The organism is Paenibacillus sp. FSL F4-0100 (genome assembly GCF_037993005.1).
Classification (GTDB): Bacteria; Bacillota; Bacilli; order Paenibacillales; family Paenibacillaceae; genus Paenibacillus_AQ.
In genome coordinates this window covers 7,445,221-7,470,698 of the sequence record NZ_CP150303.1, presented here as the reverse complement: position 1 = coordinate 7,470,698, position 25,478 = coordinate 7,445,221, and the positions used below count along the sequence as shown (strand labels likewise).

Genomic DNA, 25,478 nt, shown 5'->3' with positions numbered 1-25,478 from the left:
GCTGTTTATGCGGGTATGATTATTCCGATGGTGTATTGGAAGCCGTGGTTTTCGGTGAGAAGGAGAAGGACATCTTCTCGGTAAAATCATTGATGGTCTGCATCAGCTTGGCTTTATCATCCAGGATATTTTGGTATTGCTCTGCGTACTTCTGATTGGCAATCTCCAGCTCACGAACCTTCTCTTCAAGCGAGTTGATCTTGAGCATGCTCTGATATTGCGTATTGTTAGACTCCTCATAGAGCTTGTTGTACTTGGCGGTTTCGGTTTCCAACTGGTTGGAGAGCTTCTCGTACGCCAGGTTCGATGTTAGCTGGTATTCCTTGTAATCCTCGAGCAGCTGGTCGTAGGTCATCTGTTTATTGGTCAGCACGTTCTCGAGTTCGCGGATTTCCTTGTTCTTCTCCTGAACCAGCTGATCTCTCTTAATCTGCTCATGCTTATACCGGTTAATCGTTTCGTTGGCGGTAAAGAGCTGATCCTCAAGGCCCCTATTCTTATAGGTCAGCAGCTGTCGTTCCTTCAGCATGTTCTCGATCGAAACAATGACATCGAGGCCGATCTTGTCCTGGTTATCCTTGGAGAATAGCTGTTTGTTTCCTTCTGCAGCGGGCAGTTCAGGCTCCGCGGAGTAAGCTGCCACTTCTTCTGCCGTTACGTCAAGATCCTCTTGTTCGGCAATGTTCTTCTCGGGCTGGTTTTGATTTGAGCGGGCACTCTTAAACCACGCCATTCCTTTTTTCTCTGTTTCCCTGGCCAAAATATCAACTCCTATATATTTCAATGATTCTAGTTATGAAATTAGGCTAAAAGACCCCTATTAATAGTAATCGGTAAAATCGTCCCAAAAACTTTGCCCTACACCCCGTGAAAATAAAAAAAAGCCCCCGCGATGAGGCAGGGGCTTTTTAGTGGGCTAATTTTCCGGTTTATGCGGGTTTGCAACTCGCGCATATTCATGAATTGAACGAACATGATGCTTCAACTCATTCATTCTTCTTCAAGGTCAGCTCCGGGGCGATCACGTCGACCCGATTCGTCCAAATCCCGCCGCTGTAGTCCTCTGGCAGTCGTTCCAAATCCGCTACGGAGTCAAAGCCCTCCGACCATCCGCCGTCCCCGGCGACGAGGATGACGCGCGTATTTATGCTGTCCATTCGGTTCAGGAATTTATCCGGCCATCCCCACAAGTAACGGGCGTATTTTTCCGGTATATGAAGCTGGGTGTTGCGGCAAACCGATGGAAGGTAGCCGCTCCAGCCGGCTCCGGCGTAGGATACGAGACAGCTCTTCAGCGTACCCCTTGACATGACGCGCAGGGATGGAAGCTGCGATTTTAATGCCCGAATCGGCTCATCGTCTCCGTAAACGGTCAGCTGGCTGAGACGCTTCACCGGCAGTCCGGACAAGTACTCTGCCAGGAGTTTCCCCTCTTCAGTGTCGGCGCTTTTGATATGGATCAGGAATGAGCCGTCAGGGAATGCCTCTAGTACCTCGGCTAACGACGGAATCAGCCCGACGCCCTTTCCCCGAAAAGGATAAGTCGCTCCCTGATCGGCCGTATAGCCATACCCGATGTCTATGTTTTTTAGCTGCTCCATGGTATAATCCTTGACCGAGCCCTCCACGTTAGTACGGCATTCCAGGGTCCAATCATGGAACACGGCGAACTGGCCATCCTTGGTTGGTTTGATATCCAGTTCCACGATATCGGCGCCTGCTTCGAATGCGGCTTTCATGGACGGAATGGTGTTCTCAAGGTAAGCATGCTCCGGCACATAGATGCGGGAGGCGGTGCAAGTATCGGCTTGAATGCCTTCCATCGAGAAGGTCTGGCCAAGCCCCCGATGCGCCAGCAGCAGCGGCTCTACGTCACGGTCTTTGGTGAACAGGGATGTATTATTTACAAACAGAAACACAAACAACACGAGAACAAACAGTATGATGTTCTTCCATCTTTTTAGTTTTCGCATGATCCAATCCCCCAAAATCGTATACAATATGCAGTAGTAGATTTATATTTATCTCTATCTCTGTCTAAGTTCTCTATTTAAAATCCTTCTTTCATACATCTTAGTGATTTTGGGCGCATACTCAATAGCTGGACCATAACAATTGCATAATAGCGAACTGATAAACACAATGAGCAGCATAATAAGAACGGGAGGGAGCATGATGGATAAATCCTCCTTTTTGATGGTGGAGCGGGGGAACCCCTATGAGCGTGGAGACGTTATAGCTTTGACCAAACCCATAACGGTGCTTGGCCGCAAGGGCCAGCATTTTGATCCGGATATCGCGTTTGATAACATTTTTGTGTCCCGGCAGCATGCAGCGCTGCTGTATCGAAACGGGAAATTCAGCATTAAGGATTTGAACAGCAAACATGGAACTTTCGTCAATCAGGAACGGCTGGCTCCCCATGATGAAATTTCCCTTCAGCACGGAGATACCATAGTACTCGCTGGAGATCTGATCGTGTTGTCCTTCTCCATCCTCAGCATGGATGAGACGATGGACATTACACCGCTTATCAAACAGCTGGCAGCGGTCGAGGCTTCAGGCGGACTTAGGCTGAATCCTTTCAAGCAGGAGCTGGTATATGGCGAGGATGTGTGTGCTTTTTCGGAAAAAGAGTACAAATGCATGGAGCTGCTAGTCAACCACCAAGGCCAGTTCGTGTCCAAAGATCAGCTCAAGGTATACATTTGGCCCGAGCGGAGCTATGGAACGGATGAAGTGCCCGATGTGAGCTCCGAGGAGCTGAATGCGCTGATCTACCGGGTGCGCAAGAAGACGCGAGGCATTCTGGACATTGAAAGCATCCGGGGAAAAGGTTATATTTTGCAGACACAAGAAGAATAAGAATGAATGAACAAGCACTTCCGGACCCGGGAGGGCTTGTTTTGTTAAGATAGCGAATCGACAATCAGAAAGGGATGAGCATAGAATAGCGGATGCTGTATACGAGGATACACACCGCGCTTTATTGAAAGCGTTTTACTCCTTCGCTGCGGGCAGGCTTGCTCTACGAAAGAAACCACGTCAGGACTGCATTTTCAAAATTATGACATGATCCATTTAAAAGTTGTCAACAATATTCTTGACGAAACCCGCTTTTCCTTTCATTGAGCCTTTTGCCGGGCTGACTTAACATAGAGATGTCAGATGAAAGCGACACAACAAATTTCAGATTTATGTTCAAATATGACTAGGAGGTTCTATACGATGTCCAACGAGACAAATACAAACGCTTCCAAAGGCATTCGCGTAATGGTTCAGAAGCTTGGCCGTCTCCTTAGCGGCATGGTGATGCCGAATATCGGCGCGTTTATTGCCTGGGGTCTGATTACGGCTCTGTTCATCCCGACCGGCTGGTTCCCGAACGAGAATCTGGGAGCGCTGGTTGGCCCGATGATCACGTACCTGCTCCCGCTCTTAATCGGTTATACGGGCGGACAGATGATCCACGGCAAGCGTGGTGCGGTTATCGGTGCGGTTGCTACGGTCGGCGTCATTGTCGGGGCAGATATTCCAATGTTCCTCGGCGCCATGATTATCGGTCCTATTGCAGCTTGGGTACTGAAGCAGTTCGACAAGCTGGTTGACGGCAAAATCAAATCCGGGTTTGAAATGCTGGTGAACAACTTCTCGCTCGGCATCATCGGCGGCGCGCTGACATTGGTGGCATACACTGGAATTGGGCCGCTTGTACAGGGCATTACCAAAGCGCTGTCAGCAGGTGTTGACGTACTGGTCAATGCCAACCTGCTGCCGCTCGTCAACATTATCATTGAGCCGGCGAAGGTGTTGTTCCTCAACAATGCGATCAACCATGGAATATTCAGTCCGATCGCCACAGAGGAAGCGGCACGTATCGGTCAATCCGTTCTGTATATGCTGGAATCGAATCCCGGTCCCGGGCTGGGTATACTTCTCGCCTATTGGTTCTTCGGTCGCGGTTCTGCCAAATCCTCCGCACCGGGCGCGGTCGTGATTCATTTCCTGGGCGGTATTCATGAGATCTATTTCCCATATATTCTGATGAAACCGGTTCTGATCCTGGCTGCTATTGCAGGCGGTGTTGCCGGCACCTTCACCTTCCAGATTCTTGGAGCCGGATTGGTGGGCCCTGCGTCGCCGGGCAGCATCATTGCTTACTTCGCCATGGCGCCTAAAGGTGGTCTGATTGCGGTCCTAGCCGGTGTTATTGTTGCAACGGTGGTCTCCTTTGCTGTAGCGGCATTACTGCTCAAAACAGGCAAACAGACTGAAGAAGAGCCGAATCTTGAAGAAGCATCGGCCAAGATGAAGGAAATGAAAACCGGCGGCATGAATGACCAAGTCGCCCCAGCTTCTGCGGCTGTGGCCAATCTGGACAAAGACAACGTGAACAAAATCGTGTTTGCTTGCGATGCCGGCATGGGCTCCAGCGCGATGGGCGCTTCGGTATTAAGAAAGAAACTGCAGCAAGCGGGCGTCGACATTACGGTTGTGAACTCGGCGGTAAGTGAAATACCGGATGACGCGGATATCGTCATTACCCAGAAGACACTCACCGAGCGGGCCATCGCGAAGAATCCGAATGCGGAGCATATCTCCATCGACAACTTCTTGAAGAGTCCGAGATATGATGAGCTGGTGGATCGACTCAAAGACTAACATAAGCCTAAAACCATATGACACGCTGGCGTAGTAATGCCGGCGTTGTCTTTCATTTCATGACGAAGGGGGCCATGCGTCTGGGACACATCACTGCCCGCCAGCGACAAATCCTTCTGCTCCTGATGAGCAGGAACGAGGGCATGACGGCTGCAGAAATAGCCGCTGAGGTCGGGGTCAGCGTCAGGACGGTTCACCGGGAAATGGAGGAGATTGAGAAGGAACTGCAGGGTACGGGCGTTCTGCTTCATAAAAAGTCGGGAACGGGTATCCGGCTGGAAGAGGAGACGCCTGAGGAGATGGCTCAGCTGCGGAAGCGCCTGCTTGCAGGAAAACCAGCTGATTATTCCGTCGAAGAGCGCAAAATCCTCATGCTATGCGCCCTGCTTGAGGAGAATGAGCCCATCAAACTGTTTGCTTTGGCCCATAGTTTAAAGGTAACCGTACCGACCATCAGTAATGACCTGGATGAGCTGGAGCCATTAATGAAGCGGTTTAACCTTAACCTAATTCGCCGCAGAGGCTATGGTATCGAGATTGAAGGCTCGGAAGGCGTAAGGCGATCGGCGATTTGTCGCCTTGTTGAGGAATATCTGGATTATTCCGATCTTGTCGGGGATGGATATCGTGATCAAAGCGAGCCGGTGACCGCCCGTCTACTCTCCATGATTGATAAACCGGTGCTGCTGGATGTAGAGAAATGTTTATGGGATATGAACTGGGATTGGACGGAGAGTCTTAACGAAGGTGCATATACCGCGATGCTCATAGCGTTATCGGTTTCCGTAAACAGGATCAAGCAGGGGCGGAGCATAGAGACAGCGGATATGACGGGATATGGTAAATCCTCAGCGTCAGTGGAGGAGGCAAAGGATTTCGCGAGTCGCCTAGGCCAAACCTTAAAGATTGATTTTCACGATCCTGAAATGAAATATATAGCTCAATTATTCGAATCAGCGAAGGACATGTCCGAGGTCAGCGAACTGGCTCACACGGATGTGGAGATGGTGGAGATCGCCCAGCGTCTGATCGAACGGGTTCAGGGGCGCACCGGCATTCCGTTCCAGGAAGACCGCACGCTGCGGGCAGGTCTGGTGGAGCACATCGGGGCTGCCATGAAACGGATTCGGGAAGGGACCCGGATCCGTAATCCCTTGCTGAGCCCGATTCGGAAGGATTATGAGGAGTTGTTCGGAATCGTCCGTCGTTCGGTTGATGAAATGAAGCTGGACATAACCGTCCCGGATGAAGAAATCGGGTTTCTGGTTATGCATTTCGGTGCATCCAGCGAACGGCTGAACCAACTGGGACATCATCTGAAAGCCATTCTGGTATGTTCCAGCGGCCTTAGCTCCTCGAGGCTTCTCGGGACACGACTGAGTAAGGAGATGCCGCAGATTGAGGTGCTCGGCAACGTCTCGTGGTATGAAGCGGCCCGGATACCGAAGGAGCAATATGATCTCATCATATCGACCATTGATCTTCCGCTGTCGAAGGATCGGTATGTGAGATTAAGTCCGCTGCTCACGGCGGATGATAAAGAGGCATTACTGCAATTCATCCAGAGCACATCCTTGAAACCGGCCGCAGGCATGGCTGCCGATAAGCGAATCGAGGAAGAGCGTAAGGTCGCATCATTCGAGCGTCTGCGCATGCAGGCTGCCCTGATGAACGAGATTGTATCGCTTTTGGATGGCTTTCATGTGTACCACCTGGATAATCGGCAGGATGATATGCAGGGCACATTGAACGAAGCTTTGGCTAAGGTGGTTGAGCACGGGGCTGTCCGTGATGCGGAGAAGGTGAAGGAGCGTTTGCTTGAGCGGGAACGGATGGGCACCCAGCTCATTCCGGATACGACGCTGGCCTTATTCCATACGCGCAGCCGCTATATTACCTGGCCGTCTCTAACCTTGTTCCGGCTGGCGCATGCAGCGCCGCTGGAGGACGGGGCGGAGGCGGGTGTCATACTGCTGATGCTGGCGCCGAAGCAGCTTCCGAAGGAGAGCTTGGAGGTGCTCAGTGAAATCAGCGCCATGCTGCTTCACTCCGAGCTGATCGAGCTGATGGAGCGGGGCAGCGAGGAAGAAATCCGCTCCTATTTGGCGGAAGAGCTTCAGCATTTTTTCAATTACAGACCATAGAAAGAGGGAGACCAACATGAGTAACATACTGTCCAAAGATAAAGTCGTACTGAACGCAAAGGCTGATAGCAAGAGCGAAGCCATCCGCATGGCGGGGAATCTGCTTGTGCAGGCAGGCCATGTTTCCGAGGATTACGTGGATAAAATGCTGGAACGCGAAGAGATTGCATCCACTTATATGGGCGGAGGGCTCGCGATTCCCCATGGCACCAAAGAGGCCAAAGGCATGGTGATTTCCACGGGATTGTCCATCGTCCGCTTCCCGGAAGGCGTAGATTTCGGAGGAGATGAGCCAGCGTTTATAGTCATTGGTATCGCGGCTGCCGGTGGTGACCACATGGAGATTCTGACGAATGTGGCCATGATCTTTACGGATGACGAGAGCATTGAGAAGGTAATGAACGCTTCCAGCGAAGAGGAGATTCTGGCGATCTTCGAAGGAGGAATGGGCGCATGAAAGCAGTCCATTTCGGAGCAGGCAACATCGGACGCGGTTTTATAGGGCTCTTGCTGTCACAAGCCGGTTATGAGGTTTGTTTTATCGACGTGAACGAAGAGTTGGTATCGGAGCTGAAAGCACGCGGGGAGTATCCCGTAACCTTGGCCAGCGAAGGACAGGAGACCACCATCGTTAAAGGCATCACGGCACTCAACAGCGCCTCGGAGCCTGAAGCTGCCGCACGTGCAGTAGCGGAAGCGGATCTCGTGACAACAGCGGTAGGCGTGAATATTCTGAAGTTCATCGCCGGCACCATTGCCGAGGGGCTGAAGCTTCGGCTGCAAGCGGAGTCTGCTGCACCGCTTCATATTATTGCATGCGAGAATGCCATCGGTGGCAGCACGCAGCTGAAAGAGCATGTCTACGGGAAGCTTGATGACGAGACGAAGCAGAAGGCCGACCAGCGGGTTGCTTTCCCGGATGCGGCCGTAGACCGGATTGTGCCGCTGCAGCAGCATGAGGACCGTCTGAAGGTTGTGGTGGAGCCGTTCTATGAGTGGGCGGTGGACCGCTCGCAGATGTTTAAGGACTATGTCCCTGTGGAAGGCATTCACTATGTGGATCGCCTGGAGCCGTATATTGAACGCAAGTTGTTCACGGTGAACACCGGACACTGCTCGGCAGCATATGTAGGCTTTCTGAAAGGCTACGAGACCATCCAGGACGCCATGAAGGATGAAGAGGTAGCGAGTCATGTCCGCGCTGTGCTCGAGGAGACGGGAGCTGCGCTTGTGCATAAACACGGCTTCAATCCTACCGAGCATGGAGCCTATATCGATACCATCCTGGAGCGGTTCCGCAATCCGGCGCTGACCGATGAGGTGTCCCGCGTAGGCCGCTCGCCGATTCGGAAGCTGTCCCCGGGCGACCGCTTGGTGTCGCCAGCCATGCTGGCATTCGAAAGCGGGCTTGCGTATAAGAGCTTGGCGAAATCCATGGCAGCGGCACTGTTGTTCGATGTTCCGGAAGATCCGGAAAGCGTGGAGCTGCAAGCATCGGTCCGGGATATCGGTGCAAGCGACACGGCCTCCCATTATACCGGCATTGCCGGTGAGCATCCGATCATGGGTGAGCTGATGGAGCAGTATGAAGCGTTGAAGGCTGATATCGAAGCGAGTTCGTAAGCTATTGGAATGAATCCAATAGCAGGTGGATACACGTGCCGATAGGCCATGGCATCCCATCATCTTATATAGCCCCTGGTTCTCCTTGCGGAGAAATCAGGGGCTATATGCATAAGCAGGAGACCGTGCTCTCTTATCTCGCGTTCTTCAGAACATTGTTCGCTTCCTCTAGGGTGGTTGCCGGGGCTGCGATGTACATTCTCTTCTCGGCGTGTTCTATCTCGGGGAATACAACGATCCTGATTTGTTCAAAATAATCGTTCATGTATAGCTGTCCAAGTGGTTCAATCTGGGTAGCGGCAACGCCGTCATTGTCATTAAATCCCAAATATTCCATCCATCGATTTTCAGAAAGTTTTCGCTTATTTTCGAAATAAAGAGTACACTAGAAGTAAGAAATTAAAAAGTGGATGTGATGAACATGGCAGAAGAACTGATCTTGACCCAGGAGGGCTATGATAAACTCCAGGAAGAACTTGATGACCTCAAGTATGTAAAACGCAAAGAGTTAGCGGAACGGATCAAGCTCGCGATCAGCTATGGTGACTTGAAGGAGAACAGCGAGTACCACTCAGCCAAGAACGACCAAGCGTTCATGGAAACGCGCATCATTATCCTGGAAAAAACACTCAATAACGCCCGGATTGTCGACGCCAAGCATGTAAGCTCGAAAACGGTGAATGTTGGTTCGAATGTCGTCCTGAACGACATCGAGTTTGCAGAGAAGCTTGAATATCAGGTCGTAGGACCGGCAGAAGCCGACGTATTGAACAATAAAGTCTCCTATGAGAGTCCGCTTGGCAAAGCACTGATGGGCAAAGCGGTTGGTGATCAAGTCAACGTGGAAGCGCCGATGGGTATCGTCAAGTATGAGCTGCTGGAGATCAAAGCTCTGTAATCGCAGGGGATCAACGAATATATAAATAGAAGGCGTAACCGGAATCACGATGTCCGGTTACGCCTTTTCAACATGGTTCATGCCCGGTATGGCAGCGAGAGTTACATACCTAATGGAACAGATTAAGCATTAGCCGTTACGGCCTTGCGCTCATACATATAGCAGGCTGCGCCCAGAATGAAGGCGAGTCCCACCAGTCCAGCGCCCACCCAAGGCAGGGCGGTTAAGCTTAGATGCGTAATGACCAACCCTCCGATAAAGGCTCCCGCTGCGTTTCCGAGATTGCCCGCAGAGTGGGTTGCCGTGGAGGCTAGCGCTGGGGCGGATTGGGCCAGACTCATCACGCGCACCTGCATGCCCGGCATAACGGCGAAAGAGGCAGCTCCCCACAGCACGATGGTCAGCACGGCTGTGACCGGGTTATGGATGGTCACGGTGAGGATGGTAAGAATGACGGCCGTCGCAAAGTAAACGCCCAGAATGGAGGGCAGCAGCTTCCAGTCGGCCAGCCTTCCGCCCACGATATTACCGGCGGTTACGCCGATACCGAACAGGATCAGAATCCAGGTGACACTTGGTTCGGCAAAGCCGGTGATCTCAATCAGCAGCGGCGCAATATAAGTGAAGACGGCGAACAGGCCAGCGTTGCCAAGCGCCCCGATCAGCAGGAAGAGAAGGAGTTGTGGTCTAATGAGTGCTGTGATTTGCTGAACGATGCTTGAAGCTTGTTCCTGCCGTAGCTTCGGAATGAAGATCAGGATGCCGATCAATGCCAACACCCCCATAACGGCAATCGCGGCGAATGAAGCACGCCAGCCCATCGTCTGGCCGATGAAGGTGCCAATCGGAACCCCGATGATATTGGCTATCGTTAATCCGGCCATCATGATGGACACCGCCCCAGCACGCTTGTCCGGTCGCACCAGGTTCGAAGCGATGACGGCTCCCACACCGAAGAAAGTACCGTGCGTCAGCGCGGTCAGCATGCGGGCACCCATCAAAACGGCATAGCTCGGAGCGAAGACCGAAATGCCGTTACCCAGAATAAACAGGCCCATGAGCAGCAGAAGCAGCTTTTTTTGTGGAATTTGGTGGGTTAGAACGGTTAGAATAGGTGCCCCTACGGCTACCCCGAGGGCGTACATCGTAATCAGCTGCCCGGCCGATGCAATGCTGACATTCAGATCATCCGCGACATTAGGGAGTATTCCCATGATGACGAACTCCGTCATGCCAATAGCAAAAGCACCAACGGTGAGAGACAGTATAGAGATGGGAAATGGCTCTTTGGCGCCTTTTTTCCCAGTGGCGTGTTGCGATATATCCATGGTGTTCAAGTCAACCTTTCTACTGTGTTTGTTAAAGATATAATCCCAATCATCATTATCGGTTTTAAAGAGGGACTGTTACATATTATTTAATGTTGTCGGAGGATAATCAAGAACTTTATTTTTTGGGGAAAATGGATACCCTGAATAGGGAAGCCCCTACTAAGGAAAGCTTGTCCAGTATGCAAGAACTCGAGAGTACCGCAGGGGCACTCTCTTGATGAGCGGGCGGATCATCGAGGCCATTTATCGAGCCTGCTGATCCATACTTTGAATATAAGGGTTTTAGAAACAAGTGAACGACTGGATACTTCTTAAATCGAACCCCGAGAATACCCATATTCTTCCCGTCCATCGAAAACCTGCAACCGAGGTGCGGCCAACGAAAGTAGGAAAAAACCAGAAGCCGGGTCCATTTCTCGGCCAAATATAGGTGTTTCGAAATAAACAGCCCGTGATTGCTCCAGGGTCAACAGCGAAGGTGCTGGCCACAGGCTGCTCGGGGATAAATTGTGGAGGAGGGGATGAGGGCCCTTGCATCGGTCCCTGGGGTCCTTGCGGCGGCATAAATGCCATAATGGATTCACTCCTTAATCGGGTTATTAGGTTGGGAAGTACGCGGGAGGCTGCCGAATAACAATGTAAGCCCTTCTTCTAGATGTAAAGCAAGGTGATGACAAGCAATTCGAAGAGGACAAGTGGCAGAATTACATTGTTATAATAACTGGGGCCGAAGCCGCGCTGGTTTCCGTATCCGGGCATGCTCAAGTACAGAATCCCTTTTTCGCAATGCATGATGGTCCCTTCAAAAACATCACCGTCGAGCATTTCGACGCGAACCAGCTGATTCGCATGCTGCTTACATAGATGGTGAATATGATCGCGAACAGATTTGATGTTGTGCCTCATGTTGGGTTCAGCTTGATACAAGGTTTGTTCCTGGTGTCCGGGATATTGAATGCTCATATTGTAAAAGACCCCCATCGTTATTAGTCATACCTAGTTTCCATCCTATGCGGATGCCTAGAGAGGGGTGCTTTTGAATTTCCCGCATGGGCAAATAAGCAGATTAGTGATACGATTTAGATCAATATATGAGTTGAGGAAGTGAGCGTTAGTCGTGATCAATATAACCATTCCCAAGGTAGACGTCACCATTACCAAGCAGGCAGCTCCGGAATTGAGCCACATTTACGGATTTACAGATTTTCACCTGATTCCAAGAGATCGGGGCGGGATTTTCATGTTCTACAACAGCAAGGAGGAACTCCTGTTTGTTGGCAAAGCAAGAAAGTTAAGACCGCGGATTAAGAAGCATTTTGAAGATAGCGTTTCTCCGATCAAGGAGCATCGGGATGAGGTTACACGAATGGAGGTCTGTATCATTGAAGACGCCGTTCATAGAGAAATCTATGAAACCTATATCATAAATGAATTCAAGGCCAAATATAATATAGACAAGGTGTTCTTTAAGTAAGGAATACGAAGGATAAAGAGACAAGAAGCAATAGACGTGGCCCGAGTAAAGCCCCGCGTTTATTGCTTTTTTGTGTTGTGATAAAGGAAATCAAAAATTTTGTTTGAATATTCCTTTACAAGAATATTCCTATCGTGGTATATTGTGATCAGGAAGTACGGTACACCATTAAATCAGCAAAAAAAGAGGTGATGTTGGTGACGTGGACAGAGAGAACAGACAATCACCGTACACGCAATAGCAGCGGGTCTGTATCCGTCATCCCAACAAGATGGAACTAACCACATTTAACGCTTTAGCCGAACCGAATCGTTTTCGTATTGTGGATCTCCTGCTGAAAGGGCCTTTAACGGTAGGGGAAATCGCTGAACGTCTTGACATTCGGCAGCCACAAGCGTCTAAGCATCTGAAGGTGCTGCTGGATGCCGGGCTGGTGGAAGTAAGGGCGGAGGCGAACCGTCGGAACTACATGCTGCGGTCGGAACCGTTTGTAGAACTGGACCATTGGCTCCATAATTACCGAAGCATATGGAACGAGCGCTTCGACAACTTGGATAACTACTTAGAGAAACTGCAATCGGAAGGAACAGGTAAGAAACAGGATTAACACCTAATATGAGGAGGAATTGATAATGACAAACCAAATGATTACGCGGGTTGAAGGGGAAGTACTTGTATTGGAACGTGTGTTTAATGCACCTAGGGAGCTGGTATTCAAGGTGTTTACGGATGGAGAGCATCTGAAGCAGTGGTGGGGGCCTCGCGGATGGGAGGTTACCGTATCCAATATGGATTTCCGTCCGGGCGGCTCGTGGCATTACTGCATGAAGTGTTTGGATAAGAATCAGGGGGATTTCTACGGCATGGAATCCTGGGGCAAATCGGTCTACCAAGAAATTGAGGAGCCTGAGAAAATTGTCTACATCGACTATTTCTCGGATGCAGAAGGCAATATTGCGGAGGGAATGCCCGCAACAACGGTTACAATGTCATTCGAGGAGCAGGATGGAAAGACAAAGCTGATCAGCCGGGCAGTGTACGAATCTCCGGAGGCTCTCAAAACCGTGCTGGACATGGGAATGGAAGAAGGCATTACCCAAACCTGGGATCGCCTGGAGGAATACTTGGCAACAAAGCAATAAGCTGCTCTCCATACCATCAGCGTCAAACGATATCATGAATGGCCGGAATCCGCATGGATTCTGGCCATTTTTGAATTCCTCATGTCCATTGACCCGCAGGATTCACGTTATCAGTTAACTTGTAACTTGAAAAATCCCTACTAAAAGTTCAATATAAAGATAATTGAATGCTTGATAACGATGTTGATTGCCCTAAGGCATAAAACAACGATAACCTTTTGCCTGCGGTTCTGCCCCACGGCAAAGCATAATAGGAGGAAATCATGATGGAGATTGGAGTTAGCTCGTTCGTAGAGACTTGGCCGGATGTGACAACAGGCGAAGTGATGAGCCATGCACAGCGGCTGCGCGAGGTTGTTGAGGAAATCGTACTGGCTGATCAGGTGGGATTGGATGTGTATGGGGTAGGCGAGCATCACCGTAAGGATTATGCGGCATCTTCGCCTGCGGTTGTGCTCGCTGCGGCTGCGTCGCAGACGAAGTGGATTCGGCTGACCAGTGCGGTGACGGTGCTGTCCTCCGCTGATCCGGTGCGGGTGTTTCAGGATTTCGCCACCTTGGATGCCATCTCGAACGGCCGTGCCGAGATTATGGCAGGCAGAGGTTCGTTCATCGAATCGTTCCCGTTATTCGGCTATGATCTGAGCCATTATGATGAGCTGTTCGACGAGAAGCTGGAGCTGCTGCTCAAAATCCGCGAGTCGGAAAAAGTAACCTGGCAGGGCGGGCATCGCCCGGCGATTCATAACTTAGGCGTCTACCCGCGCCCGGTTCAGAATCCGCTGCCGGTGTGGATTGGCAGCGGAGGCAATTCGGAATCGGTCGTGCGGGCAGGCCTGCTCGGTTTGCCGCTGGTACTGGCGATTATCGGCGGGAGTCCCCTGCAGTTCGCACCGCTGGTTAAGCTGTATAAAGAAGCGGCCGCGCATGCGGGTCATGATGTATCGAAGCTGCCGATCGGCTCGCATTCCCATGGATTTATTGCGGAAGATACGGAGATGGCAGCGGACAAGTTCTTCCCATCCACCCAAGCCAGCATGAATGTATTGGGACGGGAGCGGGGCTGGGGAAACTACGACCGCGCAAGATTCGATGCGGCTCGGAGCTTCGAAGGAGCGCTCTATGTGGGGGACCCGGAGACGGTCGCCCAAAAAATCATTCACCTGCGCAAGCATGTGGGCATTACCCGCTTCATGCTGCACGTGCCGGTGGGAACGATGCCTCATGATGAAGTCATGCGAGCCATTGAACTGCTGGGAACCGAAGTCGCCCCTCGGGTGCGCAAGGAAATCGACCGCTGGGAAGCGGCTGGTGAACCTGCGGAGTAAGCTGGCAGCACTTTTATTGAGATGAAACGGAATTAAACGTAACCTTTTTTCGGACCATACCGTTTATGACATAAACGTACAAGGTGGTGTACATCTTGCGGGTTGCCAGATATTTTCTGCTGTGGTTCGTATTTATATGGATGTTTACCGGTGCGATCGTAGGCTTGGAGTATATCGAAGGATATAAGATTGCAACGACGGAACATTATGGCCTTCGTAATATGGGTCTGGTGTTGGTGATCATCCCGATCTTCTTATCCTCGATCCTATATCCGGTGATCGTGCTCCCGTTATCGTGGCTAATCGGCATGATTCGATGGGTTAGAGCTTCCCTCATCCTGTATGCTCTGCTGTATGCCGTGATGTGGGCCGGGGCTGGGGCTTTCCTGTTCTATGAATCCTATGAGGTTCGATTCATACAGGAATATGAGCTCTATGTCAGCACCGCGATTATTCTGTTCGGGGTGGTCGGCTTGGTCTACGCTTGGATCGAGTGGAGATTATTGTTTAGACCCGTTACGACAGTTTGAGGTTCAACAAGAGACCGCTCGGGGCCTAATGGGCTACCCTGGCGGTCTCTTGTTTTCAATCTCCTTGCTTCTGAACTGCATCTCAACGGACTCGCTTGCCGCAGGCCCATGGCCGATTCGTTACAAGAACTTGAGAAAAAAGTTTCGGCCGGGCGATCTACTCATAGCGAATCCCATTCGATGCCACCTCTATGGCGTTCCAGTCCAGAATACGGATGGTCTGTCCGCTCCGCTCCAGGACCCCCTTTTGGGCGAAGGCAAACATCACCCGGTTCAAATGTCGGTGCGTGGTGCCAAGCAAGCTGGCAATCTCCCCGATATGGTCGGTCTTCAGCTCCATCCCAAAGGAAGGATTGGCCCCCGGCGACAGGGTGGACATGAGATAGCTGGCAAACCGGTTCTCCACCGATGCCAACAGATTGACGCGGGAAGCGGTCGTGCAGGTCTGAAGTTTATAGCTCAGGTGATCCAGCAAGGTGGATGTAAAGCGAGCGTTCGTCATTTCATGTTGCTTAATATAGTCAAAGGACAGCCCGATGAACAGGCACTCGTTAACGGCTTCAATCTGGGATTGGACCGGGACGCTTCGAATCAATTCAATATCCCCGATGATGGAAAAAGGATGGCCAAAGCGCAGAAGAAGCGATTTACCGGTTTCGATGCTGGAGGTCACCTTGATCTTTCCTTGCACGAGGAACAAAAGGGAATTCATGGCGAAGCCTTCATGCAGAATGATCTCGCCAGGCTCGTATTGCTGCAATGTAAAAGGCACAGGCTTGCTCAGATCCAGCATGCTCTCGAATTGAAATTGCTCCAGCTTGGCTCTCAGCAAGGGTGCATCATGAAGTAGTTTCATGGGTCTTTGGGTTGCTCCTTTCTCTCCTGGACAAATGTCCTTCTCATTATACGATCAACTGCTATGATAAGAGCAATGAGAAGATACAGGAGGACATGGGCATGAAATTTGTATTCGATCTGGACGGAACGATCTGTTTTAAAGGGCAGCCGGTTTCGAACGAGTTGTTGAAGGCATTGGAGGAGCTGGTGGCGCAAGGGCATGAGGTTATTTTTGCTTCCGCCCGGCCGATTCGCGACTTGCTTCCCGTCCTTCATGAGCGTGTTCATCACTACCCGATGATCGGAGGCAACGGTTCGATGGTGGCGGCAGGGGGAAAGCGGGTCTCCACGGCGGGCTTTGACAGCGAGGTGCTCCCGAGCCTTCTTCAGCTGTTAATAACGTATAACGTGGGCTATTTGATCGATGGAGAATGGGATTATGCCTATACGGGTCCTGCAGATCATCCGATTCTGCTAAATTTGGATCCGCACAAGCTGGCTAAGAACGTGGCGCTCCAGGAGCTGACTTCGGTTGTGAAAATATTGATGCTGACCTTAGACGATATGGCGGAAGTGGAGGAGAGGCTGAGACAGCTGGATGTCGTTGTTCACGTGCATGGTGGGGAAAATGTGCTGGATATCAGCCCTAAGGGGATACATAAATGGAGCGGGCTTCAGCAGTTGGGCGTGAAGGAGGGCGAGTATGTTGCCTTTGGCAACGATGCCAATGATATCACGATGTTTCAGCATGCGCTGCACGCGGTAATGATCGGTGATCATCCGCTGTTGGCACCTTACGCCTCGGAACAACTGCCGCTGGATCGCGATATCGAGCATGCGATTGCGGAACGGCTGCAGGCGCTTGGGCGTCAATATGCCGCGACAAGTGTGTAGGCCCGATAGGTTCCTTCGGGATATATAGAGTTTCAACATACTTCACGGTTCAAGAAACATAAGACGCACTATATTTCCTATACGATAAATTTGTTCAGCCAACCACCGGCTGGGCTTTTTTTATTGTGTGGATGGGTGTGTGCAGAAGGATAATCCGCAGGCTTCGAGAATATCATTTGGCATAGGCGTGAGGGGAAACGGGAAGGTGTTGATAGAGGGATGTCGACATACGAGTACTATAAAGAGATATTCGCGGAAGTCCCGAGGCCGTTCGCCTTGGTGGATCTGGACATGCTGGATGACAATGCACGAGCGATTGCGCGGGCTGCAGGAGGCAAGAAGGTACGGCTGGCCAGCAAGTCGATCCGCTCCGTGGATGTGCTGCATCGTATCCTGGATTCGGATCGCATGTTTCAAGGGATCATGTGTTATACCGCTGCGGAAGCCGTATTTCTAGCAGAAAAAGGCTTCGATGATTTGCTGCTTGGCTATCCTCAGTGGCAGTCGGAAGCGGTTCGGTCCATCGTGAATCTGGTTAGCGAAGGCCGCTCGATTACCTTAATGGTGGACAGTGTGGAGCATGTCGAGCACATCGAACAGTTCGCCAAACAACAGAGTATCGTGATGCCGCTATGCATTGATCTGGATATGTCGGTACATTATCCCGGCCTCCACTTCGGTGTGTGGCGATCGCCCGTCCATTCGTGGGAGGGCATGTACCCGATAGTGGAGCAGATCATTGGCTCCCCTTGGCTTCGACTGGACGGCATCATGGGATACGAGGCGCAGGTGGCAGGCGTCGGGGATAACACAGCCGGAAAATATGTAAAGAATACGATGGTCCGGTGGCTGAAGAGCCGCTCCATCGTTGAGGCCGCCAAGCGAAAGCAGGAAGTCGTGGAGCGGCTTAATGCCATGGATATCCAGCTCCGCTTCGTCAACGCAGGAGGAACCGGAAGTTTGGACAGCTCCCGGAAGGAAGCGTGGGTAACCGAGATTACGGCCGGATCGGGCTTCTATGCGCCGGGGCTGTTCGACCATTATGCGTCATTCCGTTATAAGCCGGCAGCAGCTTATGCCATAGAGGTGGTGCGGATACCGAAGGCAGGGATCGTGACCTGTATGGGCGGGGGATACTCGGCATCGGGAACAGCGGATAAGGATAAGCTGGCGAAGCCCTATTTGCCTGAAGGACTGGAGCTGTTCTCGCTGGAGGGTGCCGGTGAGGTTCAAACGCCGCTGCGCTTGCCTGCCCATGTGAAGCTAGGCCTGGGAGATCCGGTGTTCTTCCGTCATGCGAAGGCCGGGGAGCTGTGCGAACGATTCAAGGTGCTGTATGCGGTCTCGCAAGGCCGTATCGTGGGCGAATATGCCACCTACCGTGGAATGGGGGAGTGTTTTCTATGAAGCAGGTCCAATGGTCCAATTGGTCGGGAGCGGTGCGAGCCAATCCAAGAACGGTGCTGTATCCTGCATCCATTCCGGAAGTGGTGAAGATGGTGCAGATGTGCCGGCAGGAGGGCAGGCGGCTGCGGGTGGTCGGCTCAGGACATTCTTTTACTCCCATTGCTGCATCCGAGGACTGCCTGGTCTCCCTGGACGCCATGCAGGGACTGGTCCATGTCGACGCTGAAGCCAGAATAGCCACCGTGTGGGCGGGGACGAAGTTGAAGCTGCTCGGCGACCTCCTGTTCCAGCATGGGCTGGCACAGGAGAATCTCGGCGATATTGATGTGCAATCCATTGCGGGGGCCATTAGTACGGGGACGCATGGTACGGGCCGGGCATTCGGGAATATATCCACACAAGTTGTTGGATTGACGGTGGTGACCGGCACAGGTGAGGTGCTGGAGTGCAGCAGGGAGTCGCATCTCGATGAGTTCAAGGCGCTGCAGGTTTCCTTGGGTACACTCGGCATTATCGTGCAAGTGACGTTGAGGCTTGAGCCGGCTTACAAAATAGAATATGAAAGCCGGAGAGTAACCCTCGACGAATGCTTGAAACAGCAGGCTCGATTAGCGGAAGAGAACCGCCATTTCGAATTTTATTGGTTCCCTTATGCGGAGCCGTGCCAGATCAAGCTGATGAATAAGACCGATCAAGAAGTGAAGGAACATCGGATCAGGGATTATATCAGTGAAGTGTTGGTGGAGAATACCCTTTTCGGTCTAATCTCGGAGCTGTGCCGTAAGGTGCCGAAAGCAAGTCCGTATGTCAGCCGTTTCTCGGCGTCACAGGTTCCACTGGGGCGTAAAGTGAATTACAGCCATCGTTTGTTTGCGACCCAGCGGCTCGTTCGTTTCAACGAGATGGAGTATAACATTCCGGTAGAGTCGATGAATGCGGTTATTGAAGACATGCGTACAGAGCTGTCGCGAGGCAAGTTTCAAGTACATTTTCCTGTGGAATGCCGCTATGCCAAGGGCGATGATATATGGTTAAGCCCCGCTTATGGCCGGGATTCCGCTTATATTGCGATTCATATGTATAAAGGCATGCCGTATGAAGATTACTTCCATGCGATGGAGCGCATTTTCCTCCGGTATGGCGGCCGGCCGCATTGGGGAAAAATGCATAATCTTGAGGCTGCTCAATTGAAGGAGCTCTATCCGATGTGGGAAGCATTCCGTGCGGTTCGGGAAGAGCTGGACCCGGATGGCATCCTGCTGAGTGATTATATGGGCAGGCTGTTCGATGTATCTGGGCCCATCTCCGATTCGATCAGTGATATTGGCTAGACCACGATCAAACATCTCAAATAAAATCGCCCTTAGATGGCTGTCTTATCTTCCATCGCCCAAGGGCGTTTTTTTTGTTGCCCGATGTTCGCTCACGGAAGGGGCAAGAAGCGAATAGATCATTTCAAAACAGGGAGAATAAGCGTCGTTATGCTGATTGGAAAGCGGCTAGCGTTTGTAATTGGAAATCAATTGGGATGGACAATGCAAAGGATCTTCTTTATAATCAATAAATAGTTACCCAAGGTAACCATTTTGGATGGAGGTATCAAATGGACGCCCACAGACATTTTTTCCATAAATACTTTACGCTGCATCGCCCTTTCGTCAATGAGCTGAACCGTAAGCTTGAAGACTATAACCTGTATTATGCCCAGTGGTCCATTATGTACTATCTGGATGTTTACGAGTCGATGACCTTGGTGGAGCTATCCAAAATGCTGTACGTGGAGAAGCCCACGGTAACCCGAACCGTGAACGCGCTGATTAAGCTCGACTACGTGGAGCAAATTCCGGTGCGTGATAAACGGGAGAAGCGCATTCAGCTATCCAAGACGGGAGTTGGCGTTGTCCAGCAAGTCCGCAAGGTGTTCGACCAATATGAACAGGAGATTATGGAAGGTGTCTCTGCTGAGGAACAGGCCACGGTTATTCGTGTGATGGAGACGGTCAGAGACAACATTATTAGAAAAGGTGATTAACTTGGAGCAAGCAGACTCGCGAGATCGATTGTGGAGCAAGGATTTTTTGATTGTGTTTGGCGTCAATTTCCTGCTCTTTTTATGTTTTTATTTATTAGTGGTCATTATGTCCTCATATGCGAAGAATGAATTTCATGCATCAACAGGAATGGCTGGCTTGGCTTCCAGCATTTTTGTCGTGGGCGCTTTGATTGGACGGTTGATCGGAGGCAGCATCATTGAGAGGGTCGGGCGCAAAAAACTTCTTTTTACCGGTCTGATTGCCTTTAGCGTTCTTATCGGGTTATATTTCATCGTGAACAGCCTGAGCGTGCTGCTCATTGTCCGGTTTTTCCACGGCATAGCCTTCGCACTCGCTTCCACGGCAACAGGCACGATTGCAGCCAGCCTGATTCCAAACTCCAGAAGGGGTGAAGGTACGGGTTATTATGGCGTGAGTATCATTATCGCTTCGGCCATTGGCCCTTTTATTGGTCTGATGATTAACGAACATGCTTCGATGATGGCTAACTTCACGCTGTGCGCGGTACTGGGTATTCTCTCTTTGTTGTCCGCATTCTTTATGAACATACCGAAGCTGGTGCTGACCGCTGAGCAAGAGAAGGATCTGCAAGGATTGAAACTATCTAATTTTATTGAACCGAAAGCATTACCGATTTCACTGGTTAGCTTCGTCATGGGTTTCGGATATTCCAGCGTTTTAACGTACCTCATGATCTTTGCCGGACAGATCAGTTTGACCGAAATAGCCAGTTATTTCTTTATTGTCTACGCTATTGTGGTCATTCTGTCGAGACCGTTCACGGGCCGGTGGTTTGACCAAAGAGGGGCCAACGTGGTGATGTATCCTGCGATACTTTCATTTGCAATCGGCATGGTGCTGCTCAGTCAAGCCCACCACGGTCTGACCTTGCTGCTCTCGGCCGTATTTGTCGGTCTGGGCTACGGTACGACGCAGTCCAGCTCCCAGGCCCTTGCCATCAAGCGTTCTCCGGCTCACCGGATTGGACTTGCGACGTCGACCTTTTATATATTTGTGGACGTGGGAATCGGGTTCGGACCCTTTATTCTAGGCTTCCTGACACCGCTTGTCGGCTTCCGGGGCATGTACATTGCAATGGCAGTCCTGCTCGCTGCGGGTATTGTGCTGTATCACTTCTTAGTTGGGAAAAAAGAAAGAGACGGGAACGACGGGCATGCTGTCGTGCATTCATCAAAGATTTAAAGTCATGTAAGACTGCCGCTGAGGCAGTCTTTTTTGGCATGCATGAACGAAAATGCAAGGAGGACTATATAAGCTTCCAATAGGAAATCCTAAGCAGAAAAACGAAAAAGGTGAATGCACGTGAAGCCAAAATTAACCTTCTGTCTGCTGCTTCTAAGCGGCCTCCTCATTTTCGGCCCGGTAGGAAGCGCAGCCTACGCACGGCCACAAGAGAAGTCAAGAGAGCAGCAGCTCGAGAAGGCCATGCTGCAGCAGCTATACCCGGTTATCCGATCGTCACTTCAGGATATATACCATGAGACTTATCCTTCTTTTGGCTGCGAACAGATTCTATCGATCAACGAGCGGTCAACGATGAGGGAGGAAGACCATCATGCAAGTCCTGTTGATGCGATGCACGGAGCAAGCTATTTTGAGATTACGGTGGGTTTGTGCAAGGGAAGCCTGGAGAAGATCGAGCTGCGTTTCAAGAATGATACGCCAACGGCGCAGTATTATTTGGACTTATTCCATGTAAGGTAGATTCTATGCGGGCATGATTAGCCGAGAAAGAATAATTTTAATCATTTTCTGCGAATCACAGGACTTCATCCTATAGTAAAATTAGTCATGATTTGTGATGCTGCTCATTACCGGGCGCATGAAGGAGTGAATGACCCATGGCGCATGCAAATGATGTTCTAATGAATCAAATGTTAGCGAATGCGAATGATCCCAGCTGGCATATCCCGTTCCAGCAATCTGTGGAACATTTGACCGAGGATGAAGCGTTCTGGACACCTGCCAACGAGAGCCATAGCATTGTTGAGATCATACAGCACCTGCTGTATTGGAATGAAACGTGGCAGTCCAGGTACCGTGAATCGCGGATAGATGCCGTGCCCTCTATTGGGGGCAATCATTTAAGCTTCATCATTGCGGATCACGCAACTTTTGCAGAGTTGAGAGACCGATTGATAGCGGTCTTATTGCAGTGGCAGGAACTGCTGTCAGAGACCAAGCTTGAGCAGGAAGTGAACGGATTTCCGGAGCCGGCCAAGTGGTGGGAGATCATAAGCAATGCCGCCCTGCACAATGCCTATCATATCGGCCAGATTGTGTATATTCGGAAGCTGCAGAAGAGCTGCAGAGCGTTGGAATGGTAATCCAAAGTTTTTCACGCCTCCCACACGAAAAATGCATGGATGGTACCCGAATCATCCCTGGGCCCAACCATGCACCTCGTTTATAACGCTTCTTTAATTACCCGTTTATAGAACATGACCGATAACAACCCGAATATGGAATACAGCGCCGTATACAACAGCATTACCATGACCATAGGCAGCCATAACTCGGTTCCGAAGAAGAACCAGCCGGATTTAACGGCAAAGTAACTGTGGGACAACCCGACAACCAGCGGAATGCCGAAGTTGAACAGCTGCTTGATCTGAATCCCCTTCAGCAGGTTTCCTTGAGTGAAGCCCAGCTTCCGGAGAATGGTATAATTCGGCTTCTCCTCTTCACCTTCATCCATCTGCTTAAAGTACAGGATACATCCTGAAGTAATCAGGAAGGTAAGTCCCAGGAATCCCACGATGAACATCATCAAGCCCATATTGCTCTTCTGGTTGAAGACCATTTCCGTCTGGGACAGGTTCCCTGTTCCCTCGCTAATGCCGAGGTTCTTAAAGATCTGATTGGCCTGATCAATAGCGCTCGGATCCACAATATCGATGCCGTGATAGACATTGGTTTTCTTCTGAATCTTTGGATCCAGGTCCGAAGCCAGCTTATCGAATACGGACTGGTCCACAATCGCCATAGGCAGTCCACCGCTTTCGAAATAATAGGAAACGTAGGCTTCTTTGTCCAGGCCGATCAGCTTTTGCTTAAAGCTTTGATTCGGGCTTATGAGTTCAATTTCCCCTGCGCTTTGAATCGCCATAAATTGCTGGATTGCGTCACTGAATCCCGTTAACAGCATCTCTCCGGGGGAAACATCCTTGTCTTTCACGCTGGCATCACTGATTACCGGGATGGCTGTGGGTCCTAACTGTCCAGATGTATCCAGACTGGTCCCGATAACGCCGGATAGGTCCGCAGTCACCTGAATGACATCGCGGTTGGTCTGCTTAATCTCGATATTCTCATCGGATAGTGCCTGAATAAAAGCCGTGAGATCCTTCTCGTCTGCCACTGCAAAATGGTTAGGAACACTCTGCTCGGCCGATTTCTCCGCCGAATAGTAAGAGATATAGCTGAGTGACAATAGTCCGATCGCAAGTGCGGATACGGTTGTAATGATGGTCAGCAGCAGCGCATTTGATTTCATGCGGAACATGATGGAGGAGAGAGACAGCACCTCGTTCAGGGACAAGTAACCGCCCTTGCTCTTGCGGATCACATTGAACAGGAAGCTGACCGAACCTTTATAGAACAGATAGGTCCCGATGATAACCGATCCCAGGATCAGGATCATGGCCATGAACAACTCATTCATGGAGGTGAAGGCTCCGCCGAACAGCTTGGTAGACACATAATAACCGAGAACAATGAGCCCGATTCCAAACAGACCGAGCAGCATCTCCAAGAAGGACATTTTCTTCACCCGGTTCTCGGTGGTTGATACCGCGTGGAAGAGGGACAGAATGCTCTGTCTTTTGATAAATGTATAATTCATGATCATGATCAGCACGTAGATGGCGGCAAACACAATCACAGTCTGAATCATCGCTTCGGTAGAGAAGGTTAGCGCCGCCTCGGTATCAACGCCGGTGACCTTGAACAGAATCATTAAGATCAAGCGTGAACCCGCAAATCCTGCAAAAATGCCGATGACCATCGAACCGAAATACAGAATCAGATTCTCCGCGCTGAGAATTCGGAATATCTTGCCCTTGGTCAGTCCGATGAGCTGAAACAGTCCGATCTCTTTGCTGCGCCGTTTAATGAAAATCGTGTTGGCATACAGCAGGAATATGGCCACGATGGCTACTAACAGCACGGAAGCTGCGCCAAGCGCAGCCGCCCCTTTAATGGAGCCTTTCGCTTCATCCATCGCCGGGTCATATTCCAGCGTAACAAACGCGAAGTACAGGCCCACACTGAAGATAAGCGCAAATACATACAGATAATAATTTTTGATATTTTTCTTCAAATTCCGGTAGATCAGATAATTAATGTTCATTCTGAACACCGCCTAGCACGCCCTGGGTTTTGATAATGTCGTTGAAGAAGGCTTGCCGCGATTGCTCACCCTTATTCAGCTGGGAATAGATCTGTCCATCCTTAATGAAGACAACCCGGGTGCAATAGCTGGCGGCCACGGGATCATGGGTTACCATGATAATCGTGGAGTCGATCTTCTGATTTAATTCGCTAAGCTTGTTCAGCAGATCGGAAGCGGACTTCGAGTCCAGCGCTCCTGTCGGCTCATCGGCAAAAATAATGCTCGGATCATGGATGAACGCGCGGGCTGCGGAGGTTCTCTGCTTCTGTCCCCCGGAGATTTGGTTCGGATATTTATCCTTGAGTTCATAGATGCCCAGCTCAGTCGCAATGGTTTGGAATTTCTGATCGGCTTCTTTTTTGGAAACCTTCTTTATAGAGAGGGGCAGCAGTACGTTTTCTTTGACGGTTAATGTATCGAGCAGGTTATACTCCTGAAAAATAAATCCCAGATGGTGCTTCCGGAACTCCGCCAGCTCCTTCTCCTTGAGGCCCGTAAACTCTTTACCCTCGATTTTGATGCTGCCGAGGCTTACTTTATCGATCGAGGACAGCACGTTCAGCAGGGTGGTTTTCCCTGAACCTGAAGCGCCCATGATGCTGACGAACTCGCCTTTATCCACGCGGATATCGATGCCCTTCAGCACTTCCTGTTTATTGAATTTGTTGCCGTAGCTTTTATGAATTTGGTTAGCTTCAAGAATTGCCAATTTCACTCACTCCTTCGTTATCTGTCCTTAT

The 25,478-nt window shown here is 50.7% G+C and carries 27 protein-coding genes; 18 read left to right on the top strand and 9 right to left on the bottom strand.

What is annotated here, in order from left to right:
• Nucleotides 1-19: 19 nt before the first annotated feature.
• Together MHH48_RS33925 and MHH48_RS33920 are read right to left on the bottom strand one after the other, a co-directional pair.
• Nucleotides 20-760, bottom strand: coding sequence for a hypothetical protein (locus tag MHH48_RS33925; protein ID WP_076323717.1), 741 nt, complete (start codon nucleotides 758-760; stop codon nucleotides 20-22).
• Between the two features lie 226 nt (nucleotides 761-986).
• Nucleotides 987-1,973 carry a glycerophosphodiester phosphodiesterase family protein gene (locus MHH48_RS33920; RefSeq protein WP_076323718.1) on the bottom strand — a complete coding sequence of 329 codons (987 nt, stop codon included), beginning with the start codon at nucleotides 1,971-1,973 and terminating at the stop codon, nucleotides 987-989.
• Between the two features lie 199 nt (nucleotides 1,974-2,172).
• Here MHH48_RS33920 and MHH48_RS33915 point away from each other — a divergent pair, with 199 nt between their 5' ends.
• The 5 genes from MHH48_RS33915 to MHH48_RS33895 all read left to right on the top strand — a co-directional run bounded on the left by MHH48_RS33915 (nucleotide 2,173) and on the right by MHH48_RS33895 (nucleotide 8,429).
• Entirely contained in the window at nucleotides 2,173-2,865 is a 693-nt protein-coding gene (locus MHH48_RS33915; RefSeq protein WP_256720640.1) for an FHA domain-containing protein, read from the top strand.
• Nucleotides 2,866-3,228: 363 nt separating this feature from the next.
• On the top strand, nucleotides 3,229-4,662 hold the full coding sequence (locus tag MHH48_RS33910) for a PTS mannitol transporter subunit IICB (protein WP_076323720.1): 1,434 nt from the start codon (nucleotides 3,229-3,231) through the stop codon (nucleotides 4,660-4,662).
• Nucleotides 4,663-4,736: 74 nt separating this feature from the next.
• Nucleotides 4,737-6,806 carry a BglG family transcription antiterminator gene (locus tag MHH48_RS33905; protein WP_076323721.1) on the top strand — a complete coding sequence of 690 codons (2,070 nt, stop codon included), beginning with the start codon at nucleotides 4,737-4,739 and terminating at the stop codon, nucleotides 6,804-6,806.
• Nucleotides 6,807-6,822: 16 nt separating this feature from the next.
• The gene (locus tag MHH48_RS33900; protein ID WP_071220559.1) at nucleotides 6,823-7,263 is read left to right on the top strand and encodes a PTS sugar transporter subunit IIA; all 441 of its coding nucleotides are present in this window, start codon (nucleotides 6,823-6,825) and stop codon (nucleotides 7,261-7,263) included.
• A complete protein-coding gene (locus MHH48_RS33895; RefSeq protein WP_076323722.1) occupies nucleotides 7,260-8,429 on the top strand; it encodes a mannitol-1-phosphate 5-dehydrogenase in 1,170 nt (389 codons plus the stop codon). The genes MHH48_RS33900 and MHH48_RS33895 overlap by 4 nt, the downstream gene beginning before the upstream one ends.
• A 133-nt stretch (nucleotides 8,430-8,562) precedes the next feature.
• Here the strand turns inward: MHH48_RS33895 and MHH48_RS33890 are convergent, their stop codons facing one another.
• On the bottom strand, nucleotides 8,563-8,757 hold the full coding sequence (locus MHH48_RS33890) for a hypothetical protein (RefSeq protein WP_076323723.1): 195 nt from the start codon (nucleotides 8,755-8,757) through the stop codon (nucleotides 8,563-8,565).
• Nucleotides 8,758-8,850: 93 nt separating this feature from the next.
• On the opposite strand from MHH48_RS33890, the gene greA reads away from it, so the two are divergent.
• A complete protein-coding gene (gene greA / locus MHH48_RS33885) occupies nucleotides 8,851-9,327 on the top strand; it encodes a transcription elongation factor GreA (RefSeq protein WP_076323724.1) in 477 nt (158 codons plus the stop codon).
• Nucleotides 9,328-9,449: 122 nt separating this feature from the next.
• Here greA and MHH48_RS33880 read toward each other — a convergent pair whose 3' ends face one another.
• The 3 genes from MHH48_RS33880 to MHH48_RS33870 all read right to left on the bottom strand — a co-directional run bounded on the left by MHH48_RS33880 (nucleotide 9,450) and on the right by MHH48_RS33870 (nucleotide 11,621).
• Nucleotides 9,450-10,655 (bottom strand): MFS transporter, encoded by a 1,206-nt coding sequence (locus tag MHH48_RS33880; RefSeq protein WP_076323725.1) that lies wholly within the window; start codon nucleotides 10,653-10,655, stop codon nucleotides 9,450-9,452.
• Between the two features lie 285 nt (nucleotides 10,656-10,940).
• Nucleotides 10,941-11,231: a transporter gene (locus MHH48_RS33875; protein WP_076323726.1), complete on the bottom strand. Its 291-nt coding sequence runs from the start codon at nucleotides 11,229-11,231 to the stop codon at nucleotides 10,941-10,943.
• 78 nt (nucleotides 11,232-11,309) lie between these two features.
• Nucleotides 11,310-11,621: a hypothetical protein gene (locus MHH48_RS33870; protein ID WP_076323727.1), complete on the bottom strand. Its 312-nt coding sequence runs from the start codon at nucleotides 11,619-11,621 to the stop codon at nucleotides 11,310-11,312.
• A 154-nt stretch (nucleotides 11,622-11,775) separates the two neighbouring features.
• On the opposite strand from MHH48_RS33870, the gene MHH48_RS33865 reads away from it, so the two are divergent.
• From MHH48_RS33865 to MHH48_RS33845, 5 genes are all read left to right on the top strand, one after another.
• The gene (locus MHH48_RS33865; protein ID WP_076323728.1) at nucleotides 11,776-12,132 is read left to right on the top strand and encodes a nucleotide excision repair endonuclease; all 357 of its coding nucleotides are present in this window, start codon (nucleotides 11,776-11,778) and stop codon (nucleotides 12,130-12,132) included.
• A gap of 271 nt (nucleotides 12,133-12,403) precedes the next feature.
• Nucleotides 12,404-12,739, top strand: coding sequence for a metalloregulator ArsR/SmtB family transcription factor (locus MHH48_RS33860; protein ID WP_076323729.1), 336 nt, complete (start codon nucleotides 12,404-12,406; stop codon nucleotides 12,737-12,739).
• Between the two features lie 25 nt (nucleotides 12,740-12,764).
• Entirely contained in the window at nucleotides 12,765-13,274 is a 510-nt protein-coding gene (locus MHH48_RS33855) for an SRPBCC domain-containing protein (protein ID WP_076323730.1), read from the top strand.
• A gap of 266 nt (nucleotides 13,275-13,540) precedes the next feature.
• Nucleotides 13,541-14,602 carry an LLM class flavin-dependent oxidoreductase gene (locus tag MHH48_RS33850; protein WP_076323731.1) on the top strand — a complete coding sequence of 354 codons (1,062 nt, stop codon included), beginning with the start codon at nucleotides 13,541-13,543 and terminating at the stop codon, nucleotides 14,600-14,602.
• Nucleotides 14,603-14,697: 95 nt separating this feature from the next.
• Nucleotides 14,698-15,132: a hypothetical protein gene (locus tag MHH48_RS33845; protein WP_076323732.1), complete on the top strand. Its 435-nt coding sequence runs from the start codon at nucleotides 14,698-14,700 to the stop codon at nucleotides 15,130-15,132.
• Nucleotides 15,133-15,289: 157 nt separating this feature from the next.
• On the opposite strand, the gene MHH48_RS33840 is transcribed toward MHH48_RS33845, so the two are convergent.
• Nucleotides 15,290-15,988: a cyclic nucleotide-binding domain-containing protein gene (locus tag MHH48_RS33840; RefSeq protein ID WP_076323733.1), complete on the bottom strand. Its 699-nt coding sequence runs from the start codon at nucleotides 15,986-15,988 to the stop codon at nucleotides 15,290-15,292.
• Between the two features lie 101 nt (nucleotides 15,989-16,089).
• Between MHH48_RS33840 and MHH48_RS33835 the strand changes: the two genes are divergently transcribed.
• The 7 genes from MHH48_RS33835 to MHH48_RS33805 all read left to right on the top strand — a co-directional run bounded on the left by MHH48_RS33835 (nucleotide 16,090) and on the right by MHH48_RS33805 (nucleotide 22,672).
• Nucleotides 16,090-16,863: an HAD-IIB family hydrolase gene (locus tag MHH48_RS33835; protein WP_076323734.1), complete on the top strand. Its 774-nt coding sequence runs from the start codon at nucleotides 16,090-16,092 to the stop codon at nucleotides 16,861-16,863.
• 219 nt (nucleotides 16,864-17,082) lie between these two features.
• Nucleotides 17,083-18,270, top strand: a complete 1,188-nt coding sequence (locus tag MHH48_RS33830) for an amino acid deaminase/aldolase (protein WP_076323735.1) — start codon at nucleotides 17,083-17,085, stop codon at nucleotides 18,268-18,270.
• On the top strand, nucleotides 18,267-19,601 hold the full coding sequence (locus MHH48_RS33825) for a D-arabinono-1,4-lactone oxidase (protein WP_076323736.1): 1,335 nt from the start codon (nucleotides 18,267-18,269) through the stop codon (nucleotides 19,599-19,601). The genes MHH48_RS33830 and MHH48_RS33825 overlap by 4 nt, the downstream gene beginning before the upstream one ends.
• Before the next feature lie 272 nt (nucleotides 19,602-19,873).
• The gene (locus MHH48_RS33820) at nucleotides 19,874-20,302 is read left to right on the top strand and encodes a MarR family transcriptional regulator (RefSeq protein ID WP_076323737.1); all 429 of its coding nucleotides are present in this window, start codon (nucleotides 19,874-19,876) and stop codon (nucleotides 20,300-20,302) included.
• On the top strand, nucleotides 20,295-21,527 hold the full coding sequence (locus MHH48_RS33815) for an MFS transporter (RefSeq protein WP_083659729.1): 1,233 nt from the start codon (nucleotides 20,295-20,297) through the stop codon (nucleotides 21,525-21,527). The genes MHH48_RS33820 and MHH48_RS33815 overlap by 8 nt, the downstream gene beginning before the upstream one ends.
• 120 nt (nucleotides 21,528-21,647) lie before the next feature.
• A complete protein-coding gene (locus MHH48_RS33810) occupies nucleotides 21,648-22,049 on the top strand; it encodes a hypothetical protein (protein WP_256720642.1) in 402 nt (133 codons plus the stop codon).
• A gap of 137 nt (nucleotides 22,050-22,186) precedes the next feature.
• The gene (locus tag MHH48_RS33805; protein ID WP_076323740.1) at nucleotides 22,187-22,672 is read left to right on the top strand and encodes a DinB family protein; all 486 of its coding nucleotides are present in this window, start codon (nucleotides 22,187-22,189) and stop codon (nucleotides 22,670-22,672) included.
• An 80-nt stretch (nucleotides 22,673-22,752) separates the two neighbouring features.
• On the opposite strand, the gene MHH48_RS33800 is transcribed toward MHH48_RS33805, so the two are convergent.
• Both MHH48_RS33800 and MHH48_RS33795 read right to left on the bottom strand, forming a co-directional pair.
• A complete protein-coding gene (locus MHH48_RS33800; protein ID WP_076323741.1) occupies nucleotides 22,753-24,696 on the bottom strand; it encodes an FtsX-like permease family protein in 1,944 nt (647 codons plus the stop codon).
• On the bottom strand, nucleotides 24,686-25,447 hold the full coding sequence (locus tag MHH48_RS33795) for an ABC transporter ATP-binding protein (protein ID WP_053490949.1): 762 nt from the start codon (nucleotides 25,445-25,447) through the stop codon (nucleotides 24,686-24,688). The genes MHH48_RS33800 and MHH48_RS33795 overlap by 11 nt, the downstream gene beginning before the upstream one ends.
• Nucleotides 25,448-25,478: the final 31 nt, after the last annotated feature.

Coding starts and splice junctions, on each gene's coding strand:
- MHH48_RS33905 (WP_076323721.1), top strand. CDS start 4,737: ATGCGTCTGGGACACATCACTGCCCGCCAGCGACAAATCCTTCTGCTC.
- MHH48_RS33805 (WP_076323740.1), top strand. CDS start 22,187: ATGGCGCATGCAAATGATGTTCTAATGAATCAAATGTTAGCGAATGCG.
- MHH48_RS33900 (WP_071220559.1), top strand. CDS start 6,823: ATGAGTAACATACTGTCCAAAGATAAAGTCGTACTGAACGCAAAGGCT.
- MHH48_RS33915 (WP_256720640.1), top strand. CDS start 2,173: ATGATGGATAAATCCTCCTTTTTGATGGTGGAGCGGGGGAACCCCTAT.
- MHH48_RS33850 (WP_076323731.1), top strand. CDS start 13,541: ATGGAGATTGGAGTTAGCTCGTTCGTAGAGACTTGGCCGGATGTGACA.
- MHH48_RS33830 (WP_076323735.1), top strand. CDS start 17,083: ATGTCGACATACGAGTACTATAAAGAGATATTCGCGGAAGTCCCGAGG.
- MHH48_RS33860 (WP_076323729.1), top strand. CDS start 12,404: ATGGAACTAACCACATTTAACGCTTTAGCCGAACCGAATCGTTTTCGT.
- MHH48_RS33910 (WP_076323720.1), top strand. CDS start 3,229: ATGTCCAACGAGACAAATACAAACGCTTCCAAAGGCATTCGCGTAATG.
- MHH48_RS33800 (WP_076323741.1), bottom strand. CDS start 24,696: ATGAACATTAATTATCTGATCTACCGGAATTTGAAGAAAAATATCAAA.
- MHH48_RS33855 (WP_076323730.1), top strand. CDS start 12,765: ATGACAAACCAAATGATTACGCGGGTTGAAGGGGAAGTACTTGTATTG.
- MHH48_RS33895 (WP_076323722.1), top strand. CDS start 7,260: ATGAAAGCAGTCCATTTCGGAGCAGGCAACATCGGACGCGGTTTTATA.
- MHH48_RS33880 (WP_076323725.1), bottom strand. CDS start 10,655: ATGGATATATCGCAACACGCCACTGGGAAAAAAGGCGCCAAAGAGCCA.
- MHH48_RS33840 (WP_076323733.1), bottom strand. CDS start 15,988: ATGAAACTACTTCATGATGCACCCTTGCTGAGAGCCAAGCTGGAGCAA.
- MHH48_RS33875 (WP_076323726.1), bottom strand. CDS start 11,231: ATGGCATTTATGCCGCCGCAAGGACCCCAGGGACCGATGCAAGGGCCC.
- MHH48_RS33835 (WP_076323734.1), top strand. CDS start 16,090: ATGAAATTTGTATTCGATCTGGACGGAACGATCTGTTTTAAAGGGCAG.
- MHH48_RS33920 (WP_076323718.1), bottom strand. CDS start 1,973: ATGCGAAAACTAAAAAGATGGAAGAACATCATACTGTTTGTTCTCGTG.
- MHH48_RS33825 (WP_076323736.1), top strand. CDS start 18,267: ATGAAGCAGGTCCAATGGTCCAATTGGTCGGGAGCGGTGCGAGCCAAT.
- MHH48_RS33870 (WP_076323727.1), bottom strand. CDS start 11,621: ATGAGCATTCAATATCCCGGACACCAGGAACAAACCTTGTATCAAGCT.
- greA (WP_076323724.1), top strand. CDS start 8,851: ATGGCAGAAGAACTGATCTTGACCCAGGAGGGCTATGATAAACTCCAG.
- MHH48_RS33820 (WP_076323737.1), top strand. CDS start 19,874: ATGGACGCCCACAGACATTTTTTCCATAAATACTTTACGCTGCATCGC.